Source organism: Candidatus Palauibacter sp., assembly GCF_965197445.1.
In the GTDB taxonomy this organism is placed as follows: Bacteria; Gemmatimonadota; Gemmatimonadetes; order Palauibacterales; family Palauibacteraceae; genus Palauibacter.
Window position 1 is genome coordinate 246732 of sequence record NZ_CBDANE010000005.1, and the last position, 17746, is coordinate 264477.

General features: G+C 67.3%; 14 protein-coding genes. 8 read left to right on the forward strand and 6 right to left on the reverse strand.

Annotated features, from left to right (window positions below; genetic code table 11):
- Positions 1-123 precede the first annotated feature (123 nt).
- The 6 genes from ACN9M6_RS08380 to ACN9M6_RS08405 all read left to right on the forward strand — a co-directional run bounded on the left by ACN9M6_RS08380 (position 124) and on the right by ACN9M6_RS08405 (position 4430).
- A complete protein-coding gene (locus ACN9M6_RS08380; protein ID WP_419162477.1) occupies positions 124-1038 on the forward strand; it encodes a creatininase family protein in 915 nt (304 codons plus the stop codon).
- Positions 1039-1048: 10 nt separating this feature from the next.
- The gene (locus tag ACN9M6_RS08385) at positions 1049-1891 is read left to right on the forward strand and encodes a hypothetical protein (RefSeq protein WP_419162478.1); all 843 of its coding nucleotides are present in this window, start codon (positions 1049-1051) and stop codon (positions 1889-1891) included.
- A 13-nt stretch (positions 1892-1904) separates the two neighbouring features.
- Complete coding sequence (locus tag ACN9M6_RS08390) at positions 1905-3308, forward strand: c-type cytochrome (protein ID WP_419162479.1); 1404 nt, start codon at positions 1905-1907, stop codon at positions 3306-3308.
- Positions 3309-3332: 24 nt separating this feature from the next.
- Positions 3333-3737, forward strand: coding sequence for a VOC family protein (locus ACN9M6_RS08395; RefSeq protein WP_419162480.1), 405 nt, complete (start codon positions 3333-3335; stop codon positions 3735-3737).
- Between the two features lie 88 nt (positions 3738-3825).
- Positions 3826-4080, forward strand: a complete 255-nt coding sequence (locus tag ACN9M6_RS08400) for a type II toxin-antitoxin system HicA family toxin (protein WP_419162481.1) — start codon at positions 3826-3828, stop codon at positions 4078-4080.
- Entirely contained in the window at positions 4077-4430 is a 354-nt protein-coding gene (locus ACN9M6_RS08405; protein ID WP_419162482.1) for a type II toxin-antitoxin system HicB family antitoxin, read from the forward strand. The genes ACN9M6_RS08400 and ACN9M6_RS08405 overlap by 4 nt, the downstream gene beginning before the upstream one ends.
- 1 nt (position 4431) lies before the next feature.
- Here ACN9M6_RS08405 and ACN9M6_RS08410 read toward each other — a convergent pair whose 3' ends face one another.
- The 5 genes from ACN9M6_RS08410 to ACN9M6_RS08430 all read right to left on the reverse strand — a co-directional run bounded on the left by ACN9M6_RS08410 (position 4432) and on the right by ACN9M6_RS08430 (position 12923).
- Entirely contained in the window at positions 4432-6432 is a 2001-nt protein-coding gene (locus ACN9M6_RS08410; RefSeq protein ID WP_419162483.1) for an ankyrin repeat domain-containing protein, read from the reverse strand.
- A gap of 16 nt (positions 6433-6448) precedes the next feature.
- Entirely contained in the window at positions 6449-7849 is a 1401-nt protein-coding gene (locus ACN9M6_RS08415) for a DUF1552 domain-containing protein (RefSeq protein WP_419162484.1), read from the reverse strand.
- A 35-nt stretch (positions 7850-7884) separates the two neighbouring features.
- The gene (locus tag ACN9M6_RS08420) at positions 7885-10317 is read right to left on the reverse strand and encodes a DUF1592 domain-containing protein (RefSeq protein WP_419162485.1); all 2433 of its coding nucleotides are present in this window, start codon (positions 10315-10317) and stop codon (positions 7885-7887) included.
- 138 nt (positions 10318-10455) lie between these two features.
- Entirely contained in the window at positions 10456-11538 is a 1083-nt protein-coding gene (locus ACN9M6_RS08425) for a prephenate dehydrogenase/arogenate dehydrogenase family protein (protein ID WP_419162486.1), read from the reverse strand.
- Between the two features lie 35 nt (positions 11539-11573).
- Positions 11574-12923: a sodium-dependent transporter gene (locus tag ACN9M6_RS08430; protein WP_419162487.1), complete on the reverse strand. Its 1350-nt coding sequence runs from the start codon at positions 12921-12923 to the stop codon at positions 11574-11576.
- A gap of 149 nt (positions 12924-13072) precedes the next feature.
- Between ACN9M6_RS08430 and ACN9M6_RS08435 the strand changes: the two genes are divergently transcribed.
- A complete protein-coding gene (locus ACN9M6_RS08435; protein ID WP_419162488.1) occupies positions 13073-14059 on the forward strand; it encodes a threonine ammonia-lyase in 987 nt (328 codons plus the stop codon).
- Between the two features lie 146 nt (positions 14060-14205).
- The gene (locus ACN9M6_RS08440) at positions 14206-16299 is read left to right on the forward strand and encodes a DUF5916 domain-containing protein (protein WP_419162489.1); all 2094 of its coding nucleotides are present in this window, start codon (positions 14206-14208) and stop codon (positions 16297-16299) included.
- 7 nt (positions 16300-16306) lie between these two features.
- Here the strand turns inward: ACN9M6_RS08440 and ACN9M6_RS08445 are convergent, their stop codons facing one another.
- Positions 16307-17746 carry an amidohydrolase family protein gene (locus tag ACN9M6_RS08445; RefSeq protein WP_419162490.1) on the reverse strand — a complete coding sequence of 480 codons (1440 nt, stop codon included), beginning with the start codon at positions 17744-17746 and terminating at the stop codon, positions 16307-16309.

A 17746-nucleotide genomic window follows, 5' to 3' on the forward strand; every position in this document is an offset into this window, starting at 1 on the left:
CGTGGGCGACACCGATATCCACCGCGAGCGGGCGCGGCCGGCCGGGCTGGTCCGGGGGGCGCGGGATATGCTAGCGTTGGAGGTTGGAGTCGTCTTGCCAAGCTCGCGGAAACGAGGTGTCCCATGAGACAGTCCCTATCGATCCTTCCCCTGCTCGCGCTGTTCGCCGTCTCGGCGTCGACGCTGGCGGGCCAGCAGCGGAACATGACGGCCGAAGAGCGCGCCCGGATGGCCGAGGAACGCGAACGCCGCACGCAGGAGGAACTCGTTTCGGAGCGGCCCATCGAGGCCTTCGACACCGTCTGGATCGAGGAGATGACGTGGATGGAGGTCCGGGACGCGATGGCGGCCGGGAAGACCACCGCGATCATCACGACAGGCGGGATCGAGCAGAACGGGCCGTACCTCGCGACCGGCAAGCACAACTACGTGCTGCAGGGTGCCTGCGAGGGCGTGGCCCGCGAACTGGGTAACGCGCTGTGCGCACCGATCATCAAGCTCGTCCCTGAGGGGGACATCGACGAGCCGTCGGGCCACATGCGGTATCCCGGAACGATCAGCCTCCGCCAGGAGACCTTCGAGGCGGTGCTCGCTGACGTGGCGTCGAGCCTCAAGGCGCACGGCTTCGAGCACATCATCCTGTTCGGCGACAGCGGCGGGAACCAGTCGGGCATGGAGGCGGTCGCCGGGCGACTGAACGAGCGCTGGTACGACGCGCAGGCGCACTTCATCCCCGAGTTCTACCGCTACCGCGACGTCCACGAGTGGATGAACACCGAACTCGGCATCTTCGAGACGGCTCCGGAGGGGCTCCACGACGACTTCGTGATCACCGCGATCATGATGGTGGAGGACCCGGCCATGGTGCGATACGACGAGCGCGTGGCGGCGGGCAGGGCCAGCATCAACGGCGTCTCGATCGCCCCGAAGGACGAAGCGGTCGCCACGGGCCGGAAACTGCTGCGCTTCCGGGTCGAGGAGACGGTGAAGGCGATCCATGCGTCGATCGCCGCGGGCGCGGCCGAGAATGGTCGCTGAGCGCAGTTCGATGCGGGGGCTCCGGATCCTGCCCTTCGTTCTCGTCGCGGCGCTTTGCGCGAAGACCATCCCGCTGGCGGCGCAGGTTCCGCTCGGGAGCCGCAGCGGCCGGGGCCAGACGGTGACCCCCGCCTACGAGGGCTGGTACGAAAACGCCGATGGGACGCTTTCGCTCTCCTTCGGTTACATGAACCGGAATTTCGACGAGGTCGTGGAGATCCCGCTGGGACCCGACAACCTGATCGAGCCGGCCGAGTTTCAGGGCGGTCAGCCCACATCCTTCGCCACGCGCCGCCACTTCGGCGTCTTCACGGTCAGGGTTCCGGCGGATTTCGGGGACGAGAAGGTCTACTGGACGCTCCGGATGGGCGGCGAAAGGTTCCGCATTCCGGGACACCTGCACGTGGACTGGAAGATCGATGCCCTCGTGGGCGAGGCTGGCAGCGGGAATACGCCGCCCGTCCTCCAGTTCGAGACAGGCGGCGCGGAGGGCGGCGGACCGGCCGGCGTCTGGGGACGACCGCTCGACACCCGTGCGGGCGAGCCCTTTTCGGTGACGGTGCATGCGCGCGATGACGGTGTGGCCCGAGGGGGCATCGCGGCGGCAGGGCGAGAGGGCGCACCGGTCCGCCTCACCTGGTTCAAGCACCAGGGCCCCGGTGACATCGAGTTCGGCGAGCCGACCGCCGATGTGCCGACGAGCGGCGGTGAGGTGACCACCCCTGTCATGTTCAGCGTACCGGGCGAATACATACTGCGTGTCCGCGCGAACGACGCCTCGGGTGTCGCGACGGCGGGGCATGCGCAATGCTGTTGGACGAACGGGTTCGTGAGGGTCACGGTCCGCCCGTGAAAGGAGCACGACGATGAGATACGACATTGCCTCGTTGGGGCGAAGGCTGATGGTGTTCGGCGCGGCGCTCGGGGCCCTGAACTTCGCCGCGAACTGCGTATTCCCCGCGCAGGCGCAGGAAAACGGGCATCCGGAGGTGACCTTCAACCGCGATGTGATGCCGATCCTCCAGGCAAACTGCCAGGAGTGTCATCAAGAGGGCTCTATTGCCCCCATGCCGCTCCTCACCTACCGGGACGCCTACCGGTGGGCCACGGGGATGCGCGACAAGGTCTCCAACCGCATCATGCCCCCCTGGCACCTCGACCCAACCGTCGGCATCCAGGAGTTCAGGAACGACCGCAGCCTGACGAGCGAGGAAATCGAAACGCTCGTCGCATGGATCGATGGCGGGAGGGTCGAAGGCGACCCCGCCGACCTGCCGCCGCCCGCCGAGTTCCCCGATCCGAACGAATGGAGGCTCCTTGGCGATTTCGGGGAGCCCGATCTGGTCGTCGCCTCCGAGCCTTTCACGCTGGAAGCCGTCACGATGGACAAGTGGTGGCGACCCGAGACGCCGACCGGGCTCACCGAGCCCCGGTGGGTGAGAGCGATAGAGATCAAGCCCGCCGGCAACGACGCCCGCACGATCACGCACCATGTCCTCGCCTTTCTCCAGCAGGACGAGGAAGACAGCCCGATGAGCGCCGGGATCGTCGAGGCGAGCACGCGCGGCGGCGCGATGGGGGGCGCCGGTCTGTTCATGGAATGGGCCGTCGGCAAGGAGGGCGAAATCTTCCCCGAGGGGGCCGGCAAGATCATGCTGCCGGGTTCAAAGATCCGCTGGGAAGTGCACATGCACGCCATGGGCACGCGGGTCGAGGACAGCTACGTCGAACTCGGGGTCTGGTTCTATCCGAAGGGTGAGGAGCCCAGGAACCGCACGCGACTCATGTTCTACAACGCCACCGGCCCGACCGGTCTGGATATTCCCCCGGGCGAGGTCGCGGTGACGCAGGACTTCCACACCCTCCGCTGGCCCGCGCGGCTCGAGAACTTCCAACCGCACATGCACATGCGCGGCAAGGCGATGGCGCTCGAGGCCATCTACCCGGACGGCCGCAAGGAGTTGATCAACCAGGTCGACAACTTCCAGTGGAACTGGCACATCAACTACATCTACGAGGAAGACGCCGCCCCTCTCCTGCCCGCGGGGACGACACTCGTCATCACCGCCTGGCACGACAACACGGCCGAGAACCCGAACAACCCGGACCCGGAACAGTGGGTCGACTGGGGAGATCGCACGGTCGATGAGATGGCCCATCTCTGGGTCGACGTGACCTATCTCGATCCCGCGGAGTTCGAGACGCTCGTCGCCGCCCGGGAAGAGGCCAGGCGCGCGGCCGAGGCCCAGACGAACAACTCGAGCCGGTAGGCGGCCGCCGGAAGCGAGAAGCCGATGGCCGCGACCAATCCCGGGCTCACGCCCATGCTCGTCGTCCGTGACGTGGCGGCGAGTTCGGCTTGGTACGTGAAGCTGTTCGGCTTCGCGAGCGGCCACGGTGGCGACGAGTTCGAGATGCTCATGGGGCCGGACGGCGGCCTCGAACTCATGCTCCACCACCGCGAGTTCGAGGCCCATCCGGGGATGACGGATCCGGCCGAGGGGACGCCCGGCCGCGGCGTCCTCTTCTATTACCGGACGGAGGATGCGCAGGCCGTGTTCGACCGGGCTCGCGCGATGGGGGCCCACCTCCTCGACGAGCCGCACTTCAACCCAAACGCGCGCGCGATCGAGTTCACGCTCCGGGATCCCGACGGCTACCCGCTCTCCGTCTCACAACGGACGTCGAGCAGAAGCTAGGCAGCCTGGGCAGTTCGCCCTTGCACCAATTGCGGCGCGCTCACATGGTACTTGTCATGGTACCATTGTCCGGCTATTCTGGTCGCCCATGCGAACCAAGCACCGCAAGATCCTGGCGCGCGTCCACCAGAAGCCGACGCCAACGGATCTCCGGTGGGACGACATCAGGGCCATGCTGCAGGCCTGCGGGGTAGAGGTCCTTGATCGTTCGGGGTCGCGGGTCGGACTCAGGAAGAACGATGACAGGATCGTAATCCACCGACCCCACCCCAGGCCCGTCGTGGGCCGGGAGACGGTTCGAGATATTGCGGCTTTCCTGCGAGCGGTGGGGGTGGAGCCATGATGGAGTACAAAGGATACGTGGCTGCGGTAGAGTTCGATGACTCGAGCAACATCCTTCACGGGAGAGTCATCAACAGTGGCGCGTATCCGATCGCGACGTTTGAAGCGACGGACACAGCGCAGCTACGTCGGGAGTTTCACCGCTCCATCGATGAGTACCTCGCCTGGTGCGAGGAAGACGGGGTCGAGCCCAGGAAGCCCTTTTCCGGCAAGCTGAATGTTCGCCTCGGTTCCGATCTTCACGCGGCCGTGGCCGCGGCGGCGGCATCGTGCGAGATGAGCATCAACTCGTGGATCGTGGAGGCTGTGCGCGAAAGGGCCAGCGCTCCCTATCGGGCCACCGCGGGATAGCTCAGCAGCTGAGGCACTTGTGGTTGTTCTTCGCACCCATGCCCTCGAGGAGGGCGATGGTCTCAAAGAACGGCTGCACGCGCTGGATCGGCCCGTTCGCCATGTCGACCGTCGTCTGCCCGGAGCGGGCCACGATCAGCGGATCCGCGCCCTTGCCGACGAGGTACTCGATGAGTTCGTTGTCGCCGCGGGCCGCGGCGTAGTGGAGCGCGCCGAACCCGTCGGAATCCCGCCCGTTCACGTCGGCGCCCATCTCCTCGACAAGATACTTCGCCGTAACCAGCCAGCTGTCCGGCGCGTGACGGTGCTGATTACCCGTGCGTGAACGCCCGTAGCCGTAGCCTGCCGCCACGACCAGGGGTGGAATCCCCGGACCGCCGATCTCTACCGGTGGAAGCCCGCTGGGATCTTCCTCCTCTTCGTCATTCGATGACCGACGCCGGCGCGAAGGGGTCTTCTTCGACGGCATGTGCGGGTCCGCCCCGGCCGCGACGAGCATCCGCATAGCGGGGATATCCAGCGCCTTCGCGGCCCGCCAGAAGGGGCTCGCACCGCTGAAGTTCACGCCGAGCAGATCGAAGTTGTAGGCGGAATACCAGATGTGCGTATTGACCTGTGCGCTCGGATCCGCCCCGGCCGCGACGAGCATCTCCATCAGCTCCATGTAGTCGAGTTCCTGCTGTCGGAACGCGGTCGGCTGCGGATACAGCGCCTTGGGAGCCCAGCGGTTGGCGATCGTCGCGTAGAGCGGCGCCACGCCGTCCTCGCTCGCGAGGTTGGGATCCGCCCCCTGCGCAAGCAGGTAGGCTGCCATGTCGTAGTGGCCGTTCACGGTCGCGACGACGAGCGGTGTACTCAGGTCTCCCTCGGTCCTCAGATTGATGTCGGCGCCGGCGGCGAGGAGGGCCACGACCGTCTCGAAATAGCCCTCGCGAGCCGCGTAGTGGAGCGCCGTCATGCCGCCCTGCCGGCCCACGATATCGCTGTAGCCGAGGGGCCGCGGCGCCGGCTTCGTCTCGGAGGGTTCCTCAGCCGAATCTTCTGCCGTCTCGGCCTCTTCGTCTTCGGCGGCTTCTTCGTCTTCCGCGGCTTCCTCCGCCGCCTCGGGGGGATCCTCGCCCTGGGCGTCCTCGGGCTTCTCTGCCCCGGTCTCGGCGGGCTCTTCCGGCGGGGTCTCCTGGCCGGGGGTGGCTCCCGCCCCCTGTGTCGCAGGGGCCGTGTCTGTTCCGTCCCGGTTTGCCCGGTCCGCGGCCTCGCGGCGGGTCGGTTCCTGCCCGGAGGGCGTGTCCGTGCGGGTCGCGGCACCCACCTCCACGGTTTCCCCGCGGGCTTCCGCTTCGGCCTTCCGGATCGCCGCCAGAACGTCCTGGCGCCGGCCGCGGGCTTCGCCGTCGTAACGCGCCTTTTCGACGAAGTCCATGACACGCGACGCGGCCGATACATCCGCGCCGTGCGCGATCAGCGCCTGTACCGCCTCGAGGCGGCCGGCGGCAGCCGCAAAGATGAGCGGCGTCTGCCCGTGGGCTTTTTCGCGCGCGTCGACCTCGGCCCCGGCCTCCACGAGACTCGTCAGCGTCGGCACGTCGCCGCCGGAGGCCGCGAAGTGGAGCGCTGTGCTCCCGGTCGTCGTGGCCGCGTTCGGATCGCTGCCGGCGTCGATCAGGAGGGCCGCCACCTCGGCACGTCCGTCCCGGCTCGCGAGGTGCAGCGGTGTGTAGGCGCCCAGGCGGGTCGTCGACGCGACATTGGCCCCGGCGTAAACGAGCACCGAGACCATCTCTGCCTCGCCTCGCAACGCCGCCCAATGGAGCGCGGTCATCCCGTCGCCCTGAGCGGCGTTGACATCGGCCCCGTCCCGGAGAAGCGTCCGCACCGACTCCAGGTCGCCTCGTGCCGCCGCCTCGGCGACCGGCGCATCCGGCGCGGCTGCCCACAGCGCCGTAGCGAACAGTGCTACGAGGGCGCTCGCTCTGAAGCTTGCCTTCCCGACTGTCTTCAACATCGATCAGCCCTCCGACTCAATCTTCCGAGACCGCCGAGAACGAGAAGTCGCCGGTGCTGTCGCCGAAGCTCTCCATGTCGTCCATGCCGAGCTTGTGCATCAGGCTCAGCATCACGTTGGCCATCGGGGTCCCGTCCGGCGCCTTGATGTGCATGTTGCCCTCGAGTTCGCCGCCGGCCCCGCCCACCACGAACAGCGGGCAACGCTTGTGGTTGTGCAGGTTCGAGTCGCCCATGGGGGACCCGTACAGGATCAGGCTCTTGTCGAGCAGGTTCCCATCGGGCTCCTCGATGCTGGCCAGCTTCTCGAGCAGGTACGGCAGCATGCTGACGTGGTAGCGGTTGATCTGAGCGTACTCGGTCACGCGTTCCTCGCGGCCGCCGTGGTGCGAGGCCGGATGGAACGCCGAGTCCACGCCGCTGCCCGGATACACCCGGCCTGATCCGTCGCGGCCCAGCTTGACCGAGAACACCCGCGTCAGGTCCGACTGGAAGGCCAGAGCCTGCAAGTCGAACATGAGGTGGACATGTTCCGCGAAGTCGTCCGGTACGCCGGGCGGCGCTTCGGGGATCTCACGCACCTCCCCGCTCGCGTTGTGCGCCTCGATGCGCTGAATCCGGCGCTCGATCTCGCGAATGTTGTCGAGGTACTGGTCGAGGCGCCGCTGGTCCGTCGCGCCCAGGTCGCGCTTGAGGCCCACGACCTCGCTCATGACCCAGTCGAGGATGCTGCGGTCGGTGCGCCGACGCCGTGCCCGGTCCTCCGCCGTCCCACCGGCCCCGAACAACTGATCGAACGCGGCCCGCGGGTCGCGGATCATGGGCAGCGGCTCCGTCGGCGACGCCCAGCTGATCGTGTCGGTATAGACGCAGGCATAGCCGTACGCGCACCCGCCGGCCTGATCCACGTTCTCGATGCAGAGCTGCATGGACGGAATCGGCGTGTCCTGCCCGAAGCGCTGGGCGTAGTACTGGTCCATCGAAGTGCCGACGAGCACGTCGGACCCCTCGGTCTGCTTCGGGTGGGCCTGCGTGAGGAACGCGGCGCTGGACCGGAAATGGTCGCCGCCGATCTCCTTCGCCGTCCTCGCCTCCGCACCCTCGATGTCGGTGTTGGAGATGATCGTCAGGTAGTCTCGCCACGGCTCGAGCGGGCTCAGGCTGCTGGGCGTCAGATCGAAGTCGCGCCCCACCTTCTCCGGCGACCACATGAACTGCGACGCCCCCCACTCGTTACAGCCGGCGGCGCCGTGTACCATCTCGATGCCGATGAACCGTTTCACATCGGTCAACGGCTTGGTGGCGGCCCACAGCCGACCAGCCGGCAGCATCGCATCCAGGAACGGCAGCGCCACCGTAGCGCCAAGACCCTTCAGCGCCGTCCGGCGGGACAAGTGCTTCCCTGTGATGACGTCCATGCTCACTCCTCCTGATCTTGTTCGGCGTCCGCGTCTCAGCGCTCGCCACCCGCATCGATATCGTCGTCTGCCACCATCTCCACGGCGCTCATCTGGAAGGGCGTGCTCCTCACGACCTCCATGATGAACGACGTCATCCGAAAATCATCGGCCTTCGCCACGCGCGCGATCTCCCGCACCGTCGGCATGTCGTAGAATTCGATCCGCCGCCCCAGCGCGTAGGCCATGAGGTTTTCCACAAACGTCCGGACCAGCGAATCCTCGCGCTCGAGCAAAGCCGCCCGCAGGTCCGCGGCGCTCCGGATCGGGGTCCCGTCGTAGAGTTCGCCCGTCGTGTCCACCGGCCGGCCCTGTTCCTTGATCCTCCACGCCCCCGTCACGTCGAAATTCTCCAGCGCGAGACCGATCGGGTCGATGACCCGGTGACACGACCGGCAGGCCGGGTTCGACCGGTGCATCTCCATCCGCTCCCGCACGGTCAGGAAACGTCCGTCCTCCGCCTCGTCCGTCGCCTCCAGGTCGGGCACGTCCGGCGGAGGCGGGGGCGGCGGGCTGCCCAGCAGCACCTCCATCACCCACTTGCCGCGCAGCACCGCCGACGTGCGATCCGCGTGTGACGTCAGCGTGAGGATGCTTCCGTGCCCCAGCAGGCCGCGGCGGGCCTCGTCGGGGATATGTACGCGGCGGAATTCCTCGCCCGTCACGCCGGGAATTCCGTAGTGTCGCGCGAGCCGTTCGTTGACGAACGTGTAGTCCGCGCTCAGCAGCTCGAAGAAGGGCGCGTCCGAGCGCACGAGGTGCTCGAAGAAGAGCTCGGTCTCCCTCAGCATCGCTTCGACAAGTCGGTGGTCCCAGTAGGGATAGAGCAGGGCGTCGGGGTGGATCTTCTCGAGATCCTGCAGGCGGAACCACTGTGAGGCGAAGCGCGTGGCCAGGGCTTCGGAGCGCGGGTCTTTCAGCAGACGCCGCGCCTGCGCTTCCAGCACCTCCGGCTCCGAGAGACGGCCCGCATGCGCCAACTCGACGAGCTCGTCGTCCGGGTGCGTGCCCCAGAGGAAGTAGGAAAGACGCGTGGCGAGATCGATATCGCCGAGGCGGTACACGTCGCCCGGCTGAGCGTCCGCCGGCACTTCCTCGAGGCGGAAGACGAAGTGCGGGCTGGCGAGGATCGCCTGGAGCGCGGTGCGGATCCCGAATTCGAACCCGCCGTCCTCGGTCCCGAGATCGAAGAACACCATCAGGTCTGCGACGTCGTCCGTCTCCATCGGGCGGCGATAGGCCTTGGTGCCGAGCGCCGTGATGATCTCCCTCGCACAGGGCCGCTCTTCCCCAGGCGCCGTGGGACGGCACGAAAAGACCCTCTTGCGGCTCGGCGTCTCCGAGACGCCCGTGACCGCGAACGGCCCGGTGACGATGAAATCGCGCAGATGCGGGAGCGTGGTGACGCCGTACGCGCTGCCGATGTTCGAGTCGGCCAGCTTGTAATCGATCGGCTTGATCAGGTCGTTGTCCGGACCCTCGGCGTTGAGGAGGAAGGCCGCCGTGACTCTCTGGGGGCCCGCCCGCACATGGATCGGCTCGGTCTCGATCACCATGCCCTGCGGGTCGGACTCCGACATGAAGGGGTCGATGTCGAGCAGCGCCACGCGCGCGCCGTTGACCGAGACCTCGATCTTCTCATCGGGGGCGGTCATCCCGTACAGGAAACCCGTAGGGCCGGGGTGCATGTCCATCTTGAACACGTACTCGCCGTCCGCCGGAAAGATGTGGATGACCGAGATTCCGCCCCGCGTGCCGAAGGGCGCCCCCTCCGCCCGCACCGCCTGTGACGCCGTCTTGGGCACCTTGTACGTGACCTGCCGCGGGCCGGCATCCGGGTCGCCGATCGCCATGCGGCTGATCTCGCCCGCCGCCCGCAGATAGCCCTCCATCAGCGTCGCGGACATCATCTGCACGTCGGCGATGTTGTCGAAGTTGTCGCTGATCGTTTCGGTCGGCAGGAACGCGCCGATATCGACATCCAGGTCCAGGAGGTCCTGCATCGCACGCCGGTATTCGGCCCGGTTGAGACGCTGGAACGTCCGCGTCCCCGGGTTGGGGCTTCCGCCCGCCGCCGCGTCCAGCCGCGTCTCGAGTTCCTCGACCATCGCCGTCATCGTGGCCGCTGCGGGCCGCCGGATTCCGGGCGGCGGCATCATGCCGGCGCGGAGCTTCCGGATCATCTTTTCGGCCGTCTCGGCGTTGGCCACGGCCTCGGTAGCGTCGAACTCCAGGAACGAGAGGCTTCCGGCCCGGCGAGTGTCGTTGTGGCAGCGAACGCACACCGTGTGGATGACGGAGTTCGCCAGCGTGTCCGGGGCGGGGGCGACCGCAAGCGCGCGCGTGGGTCCGCCCAGAGGCGCATCCTCGCCTGTGACGACGAGACACAGCGCCGCCGTACCCAGAGCCGCGATCGCGAACTTCTTCATTTAGACCTCACCGGCTGTCGCCCGTTCTCTCTGGGCAAACACCGCAACCTGGCGCGGCGTTTGGACGCACCACCCCACCCCCGCACCCAGCCTGAGCAAGATAGGGTTTCCGGCGGCCGATTCGCCAGCCAAAGGCTGCTATTCCGGCGACCCCCGGGACTCGAGAAAGCGCCGGCCCGCGGACATCAGAGCCACGAAGGCGGCTTCGTCTCCGGCTTCGACCGTCTCCCGGACCTTCTCGGCCGCTTTGACGAGTTCGTCAAGCGCGATGTCCCCGTACTCGTTCAGCGACTGGATCTCGAAGTACATGTGGGGGTTCTCGCCGGCCAGCACGCGGGCCACGTCGAGTTGTGCCTCGAACGTCGTACTCGAGACATCGGCGAGCCGCGGCGTGGTCTCGCCGGACCGTTCGAGCGCCGTGAAGAATGCGATGTTGAGCGCATGCGACAGCCCCAGTACGAATGCGATCACGCGGTCGTGGCTCTCCAGGTCCATACGCACTCGCGTCGCCATCGTCGAAGCGAAAAGGGCCTCGGCCTCCTCCGTCGCGTCGGGGCAGCCAAGGTCCACGAAGATCACGTGTTCGCCGGACAGAAGTTCGGTGTCGGGACCGAACATGGGGTGGAGGGAAGTCACGCGGACGCCGGCCGCCACCAGAGCCTCGAGACCTGACCGTAGCGGGCTCTTGAGCGAACCGATGTCGAAGACGAGACCGGGTGGCCCGATTCCCGCCAGCCGTTCCAGGATCGCGTTGGCCACGACCATAGGTGTCGCCACCACGATGAGGTCGTGTTCGAGCGAGGTCTCCGCCCAGTCGCTGTGGTGCCCCCCGTCCGGGTCGGCGGTCTCCACCGCGAACCCCTGTGAAGAGAGGAACCGCACGAACCAGTCCCCCATCTTCCCGGAGCCGCCGATGACCAGGGCGCGCTTGCCGCCCCCCCGCCTGGAAGCCGCCACCCTGCCCTGCTCCTGGACTGTGAGCGACGAACGAATCAGCGAGATTACGAGGTTTTCGGCCAGCCGCGGCGAGATCCCGAGGTCTCTTGCGGCGGTCCGGGCTCGCTCGATGACCACCTTCTCCTGTCGGTAATCTCGCGTGGGCGTGCGGGTAGCGCGCTTCTCCCCCCCGATGGTCGCAGCCAACTCGAGCCGTCGGGCCACCAGCTCGAGCAGCTCGCGATCGATGCGTGCGAGTTCCGTCCTGAGTTCGTCGATCGACATGGTGTAAGGATATGGCCGGGGCGGCGGTCAGGCTCTCATCCGCCGCCGAGCACGCGGATCGTCTGACGGAGCGCGATCCAGCTGACATACGCCAGCAGAGGCGGGGCCACGTAGCGGATGAGGAAGCGCGCCACCGGGATCAGACGCATGAAAGCGGGCGAGGACCCGATCCGGAGTTCGTCCTCCGGGTTCTTCATCACCCACCCCACGAGCACGGCCATGGCGAGAACGCCCAGCACGGTGAGGAGTTCCGCGCCGATCTGGTCCATCACGCCGAGGGCGCCCAGCGACAGCGCGGGCACGATGCCGATGGCCGCGACCAGGATGCCCGAGGTCAGCGTCGCGCGGCGCCGGGTCCATTTCCATTCATCGATCAGCATGGAGGCCGCCACCTCGAGCAGGGAGACGGCCGAGGTGATCGCGGCCACGATCACGGCGATGAAGAACAACGTGCCCACGATCCGGCCCAGCACCTCCATCTGAGCAAACGCGCTCGGGAGGGAGATGAACAGGACGCCCAGCGTGCTCTCTCCGACATCCTCCGAGAGTCCGAGCCCGAACACGATGGGAAAGACGACGAGCCCCGCCACGAAGGCGACGGAGAAGTCCGACAGCGCGATCACGGCGCTTTCGCGGCCAAGGTTCGCGGTCCGGGAGAGGTAGGAGGAATAGGTGATCATGATCCCCATACCCACGCTCAGCGAGTAGAAGGCGTGCGCGGCCGCGCCCTGCAGCACGACCGGGTTCAGCAGTTCGCCCAGCGACGGCGAGAGGTAGAACCGGTACCCCTCCGCAGCCCCCGGCAGCGTCGCGGCCCACACGGCGAGGCCGATGAGGAGGACGAAGAGGAGCGGCATGAGCAGCATGCTGGCCCGCTCGATCCCTTTTCGGACCCCGAACACGACGATCGACACCGTCGCGCCGATCGACACCAGATGGAACACGACCGCCGAGGGGCCGGACGCGATGGCCGCGTAGCGCCCCGCGGCGTCGGCATGGAATCCCGTCGTCAGGCCATCGAGTGCATATCGCAGGGCCCAGCCCGTGATCACGGACAGGTAGGCCAGGATCATCGTCGACGTGACGAGGAAGAGGAGGCCCAGCACCGCCCAGCGCCCACCGCCGACCGAGCGCAATGCCCCGATCGCCGAACTCCGGGCCCGCCGCCCCACGGCGAACTCGGCCAGCATCATGGGCACGCCGATGAGGAAGGCCATGAACACGTAGGCGACGAGGAAGGCGGCGCCCCCGCCCTCGGCGGTCTGATAGGGGAAGCGCCACATGTTGCCCAGCCCGACGGCGGATCCTACGGCGGCAAGCACGAAACCGGCGCGGGTGCCGAAACGTTCGCGACCGGGTTTCGGGGTGTCGTGTGGCTGGTTCAAGTGGCGGATCCTCAGCCGGCGGTCCGTGGCGGGGGGGGCGCGTCCAGTGTTGCCGGCGGATAGCCTCCGGCGCAAGGATGGGTCGACGCCCGGGCGACCGTGCACGCAGACCCGGCCGCCAGCCCACCTCCAGCCGAGAGACGGCCCGAGTGACGCCACACGTCGAGATCCCCGGACTCACGTTGACGCGGGAAGACTTCGAGCGCGCGAGAGAACATGTCGCGCCGCACGTCTACCACACGCCCCTGCTCACATCGCGTTCGCTGAGCGAGGCCTCCGGCTTCGATATCCGCCTCAAGGCCGAACTCTTCCAGCGGGGCGGTTCCTACAAGGTGCGCGGGCCGCTGAACGTGATGGCGCACATGAGCGAGGAAGAGCGGGCCCGGGGCCTCATCTGCTCTTCGGCGGGCAACCATGCGCAGGGGGTCGCGCTGGCGGCCCGTCTGTACGGAATCCCCGCCGTCGTCGTCATGGCGGAGAATGCGACCCCGGCCAAGATCGCGGCCACCGAGGGGTACGGCGCCGAGGTCGTGCTCCACGGGACGATCTGGGACGAGGCTAACGAGAAGGCGCTGGAACTGGTCGAGGAACGCGGGCTCACGTACGTACACCCCTTCGACAACCCACGTTTGATCGCGGGCCAGGGCACGCTCGGTCTCGAGATTCTGGAGGATTGGCCGGAGGTCGAACTCGTCGTCATCCCCATCGGGGGCGGGGGCCTCATCTCGGGCAATTCGATGGCGCTGAAGAGCATGAATCCCGCGATCCGCGTCTTCGGCGTGGAATCGTCGGGGGCCCCCGCCATGAAGCTGAGCGTGGAGCGGGGCGAAGTTGTCACGCTCGACCGGGTGGACTGCGCGATCGACGGGCTGAAGGTGAAGCGGGTCGGCGACAACACAGCGTCCGTCGTAAGCCGGTTCGTGGAGCGCGTCGTGACCCTCCCCGACCACGACATCTTCGACGCCATGCTGTGGCTGATGACGCGGGCCAAACTCGTGACCGAGGGCGCCGCTGCCGCATCGGTCGCCGCCGTCCTTCACGGGCTTATCGACGCGCCCCGGGGGACGAAGGTCGCCTGCGTCCTCAGCGGCGGGAACCTCGACGTCGAACAGCTGCGGGGGCGGATCTGGAACTGACCCGGCGTCTGTCCCGGCGGTGGACGCTCGGGGTCCTTCTCACCTCCCACATCCTCCTCGTCCCGGTGGCGGTTGTCGGACAGGAGCGCGGCGAGACGCCTGACCGGATCGCGGTGGAGACCGCCCCGCGCCCGACTGCGCAAGCCTTGCACACGGACCAGCCTCCGACGGTGGACGGCCGTCTGGATGACCCCGCCTGGCAGCAGGCTCAACCCCTGACCGGATTCGTCCAGTCCCGTCCGGTCACCGGGGCGCCCGCCACCGAGGAGACCGTGGTCCGCTTCGTGTACGACGACCGCGCGCTGTACATCGGCGCCATCTGCTACGACTCGGAGCCGGACCGCTTCTTCGTGTCCAGTCTCAAGCAGGACTTCAACAGCGGAGGGTCCGACGTCTTCGGTGTGACGCTCGACACGTACCTCGACCGCCGGAACGGTTTCATGTTCCTCGTGAACCCGGAGGGGGCGCTCAAGGACGTGCAGATCTTCGACGACAGCCGCTCCGAGAACCAGGCGTGGGAGGGCCCGATCCGGGTCGAGACCACCGCGAACGATGAGGGCTGGACGGTCGAGATCGAGATCCCGTTCTCGACGCTCCGCTTCAATCCGTCGGAGGAGGACCAGGTCTGGGGGCTCCAGATCCTGCGCCGGATCCGGCGCAAGTCGGAGGACACCTTCTGGGCTCCCCTCGACCGCCGGGACCAGATCCACAAGATGTCGAAGGCGGGGACGCTGAGCGGGTTCCGGGGCGTCAAGCCGGGGCTCAACCTGCGGGTAAAGCCGTACGTCCTGGCCGAGGACCAGTCCGGCGCACTGCTCGGCGAGGACCGCGGCGGGACCAGTGGGGATGTCGGCTTCGATGTGAAGTTCGGGGTCACCCCGGGGCTGACGCTCGACCTCACCTACAATACGGACTTCGCGCAGGTGGAGGTCGACCAGGAGCAGGTGAACCTGACCCGCTTCCCGCTCTTCTTTCCCGAGAAACGCGACTTCTTCGTCGAGAACTCGGGGACGTTCGCGTTCGGCGACCAGTCGGAGCGGAGTTATCGAACCGGGGTCTCCCTGCGCGACCTCACGCTGTTCCATTCGCGGCGTATCGGCCTCGCCGGGGCGGGGGAGCCGATCCCCATCCTCGGGGGCGCGCGTCTCACGGGGCGGACAGGCGGGTTCGAGGTCGGCCTCCTCAACCTCCAGACGCGGGAGAGCCGTGGGCTGCCAGCCGAGAATTTCTCCGTATTCAGGGCCCGACGGAACGTGTTCGGGACATCGGACGTGGGGGCGGTGTTCATCAACAGGCAGGCGACGGGCGCCGGCGTCGAGGGATACCCGGATTTCAACCGCAGTTTCGGGTTCGACGCGAACCTCAGGCCGCTCCCATCGCTGCTCTTCGCCCCGTTCGTGGCCTTCACGCGCTCACCGGATTCCAGCGGGAATGAGCTCGCTGCACGCATGTGGGTGGGGTGGAGGGACGAACTCTGGGATGCGTCGGCGCTATGGCGCCATGTCGGCGATTCCTTCAACCCGACGGTGGGGTTCGTGCGCCGGCGCGACATCCGCCAGAGCTACGCTACGGTCGGCCTTCACCCGCGGCCTCCGGTGCCCGGCATTCAGGAGGTCAATCCCTACCTCGAACTCGACTATGTCGAAGACCTCCGATCCGTACTCGTGACGCGGACCCGGGCCGCGGGCTTCGACGTGGCTTTTCTGAACGGGAGCCGGCTGTCTCTCAAGTACAGCGATCGGTTCGAGCTCCTGCGGGAGCCGTTCCGCGTCACGTCGGACGCGACGATTCCGGTGGGGCGGTACGACTTCGGCGGGGGGTCACTGCAATACCGGTCCGCTCCCGGCCGGGTGCTGTCGGGCTTTGTCGGCGTCGAAAGAGGCGGCTTCTTTCACGGGACGCGTACGTCGCTGTCCGGAGGACTGGTGTGGCGGCCGAACTATCATCTCTCCGTGGACCTCTCGGCGGTGCACAACAACATCTCGCTCCCCGACGGTACGTTCACGGCCGATGTCTTCGGGAGCCGGATCGACTATGGATTCTCGACCAGGATATTTGCGAGCGCCTTTGTACAGTATAATGCCGCCCAGGACCAGTTCGTGACGAACGTGCGCTTCAACTATCTCTATTCTCCGCTCAGCGACATCTTTCTCGTCTATACCGAGCGACGTGATCTGGCCGCGAGCGAGACCATCGAGCGAGTCCTCGCCGTGAAAGTGTCGAAGTCCATCGGTTTCTGAGCGGCCGCTAGCGGATACCGACGATGCCGCGGATCGACTCGATGAGCTTGGGAGCGTCCCAGCCCACGCCGCCCTTGAACACGATGCGCGTCTCGCGTATGTGACCGTCCGCTTCCGGATCGCCCTCCAGCACGACGAGGTCCGCGACCTTGCCGACCTCGATCGTCCCTGTCTCGTCGTCGATCCCCAGCACCCTGGCGCCATTCGCGCTCATGATCTGCACGACTTCGGCGGGCGTGAAACCGGCCTCGAGCAGCAGTTCGTAGTTCTTCTGGTCGCCGTATCCCGGCGGCGCCGCGCCGTAACCGGTCGGGTCCACGCCGGCCGCCAGCGTACCTCCGGCCTGCACGAACGCGTACTCGTACTCCAGCGCCTTCCGGTAGACGTCGGGGTGGATCCCGATCCCCGAATCCAGCGTCGCATTGCGCCGGAGTTCCGCGATCTCCCGTACCTCCGCCGCGATTTCCGGCGCCAGGATCTCGTAGATTCGCTCATCGATCGGACCGCGACCGGGGACGGAGATCTCATACACGGCCAGCGTCGAGGTCATCGCCACATCGTTCTCGATCATGGCGCGGAACGTGGCCTGCACGTCTTCGGAGTTCACGTCGAGGTCGGCGTAGTCGTTCCGGAACCCCGACGGGCAATCGTCCGGCTCCTTGCCCGGGAAGTACTCGCTGTTCGCGAGCAGCCCGTGCTCGAGGTTGTCGATGCCGAGGGCCACGGCCTCCCGGTATCCCACGGAACAGAGATGCGCCGTGACCTTGACGCCGTGGCGGTGCGCTTCGTCGATCGCCGCTCCGAGTTCCTCGCGGCTGATCCAGGTGTACGCCTTGAACCAGGGGACGCCCTCCTCGGCCCAGTAGCGTACCAGACGGCGGGCCTGCTCGCCGCCTTCGAGCTGGGCCATCGACTGCGCGCCCTCCTGCCCCGTGAGGTAGGGGCCGGTGGTGAACATGTTGGGGCCGATGGCACGCCCTTCGTCGATCGCGCGCTTGAGGTTGATCTCCTCGTACGGGGCGCGCGCTCCGGTCGTCCGGATCGTCGTCACCCCGGAGGCGAGATAGAGCCGTGAACCCGAGAACGAGAGCTGCGCCGCCCGACCGTTCCCGCCCGTGTAGTAGCTGTGGTTGTGGAGTCCGATGAGCCCCGGAATCACGGTGTGCCCCTCGAGATCGAGGACCTGTGCATTCCGGAGCCGGCCCGCCACCTCGTCGGCGGGACCGATGTCGGCGATCCGCCCGTCGCGGATGACGATGGTCTGGCCGTCGCGGGCGGGGCCGCCGGTGCCATCGATCACCTTCACGTTGGTGAGCGCGACGGTGGGGGCCTGTACCGCGATGAAGCTCTCGTTCGGTTCCTGGGCCCGCGCATCGGCGAACGCCAGACTCCCTGCGGCGAGCGGAACGAGGACGGCGGAGAGGCGGCTTCGGGGGAGGATCTTCAT

Bases quoted from the DNA above. Each gene is read 5' to 3' on its own strand.
- ACN9M6_RS08405 (WP_419162482.1), top strand. From the start codon at position 4,077: ATGATGGAGTACAAAGGATACGTGGCTGCGGTAGAGTTCGATGACTCG.
- ACN9M6_RS08400 (WP_419162481.1), top strand. From the start codon at position 3,826: ATGCGAACCAAGCACCGCAAGATCCTGGCGCGCGTCCACCAGAAGCCG.
- ACN9M6_RS08420 (WP_419162485.1), bottom strand. From the start codon at position 10,317: ATGAAGAAGTTCGCGATCGCGGCTCTGGGTACGGCGGCGCTGTGTCTC.
- ACN9M6_RS08415 (WP_419162484.1), bottom strand. From the start codon at position 7,849: ATGGACGTCATCACAGGGAAGCACTTGTCCCGCCGGACGGCGCTGAAG.
- ACN9M6_RS08410 (WP_419162483.1), bottom strand. From the start codon at position 6,432: ATGTTGAAGACAGTCGGGAAGGCAAGCTTCAGAGCGAGCGCCCTCGTA.
- ACN9M6_RS08425 (WP_419162486.1), bottom strand. From the start codon at position 11,538: ATGTCGATCGACGAACTCAGGACGGAACTCGCACGCATCGATCGCGAG.
- ACN9M6_RS08445 (WP_419162490.1), bottom strand. From the start codon at position 17,746: ATGAAGATCCTCCCCCGAAGCCGCCTCTCCGCCGTCCTCGTTCCGCTC.
- ACN9M6_RS08395 (WP_419162480.1), top strand. From the start codon at position 3,333: ATGGCCGCGACCAATCCCGGGCTCACGCCCATGCTCGTCGTCCGTGAC.
- ACN9M6_RS08390 (WP_419162479.1), top strand. From the start codon at position 1,905: ATGAGATACGACATTGCCTCGTTGGGGCGAAGGCTGATGGTGTTCGGC.
- ACN9M6_RS08380 (WP_419162477.1), top strand. From the start codon at position 124: ATGAGACAGTCCCTATCGATCCTTCCCCTGCTCGCGCTGTTCGCCGTC.
- ACN9M6_RS08385 (WP_419162478.1), top strand. From the start codon at position 1,049: ATGCGGGGGCTCCGGATCCTGCCCTTCGTTCTCGTCGCGGCGCTTTGC.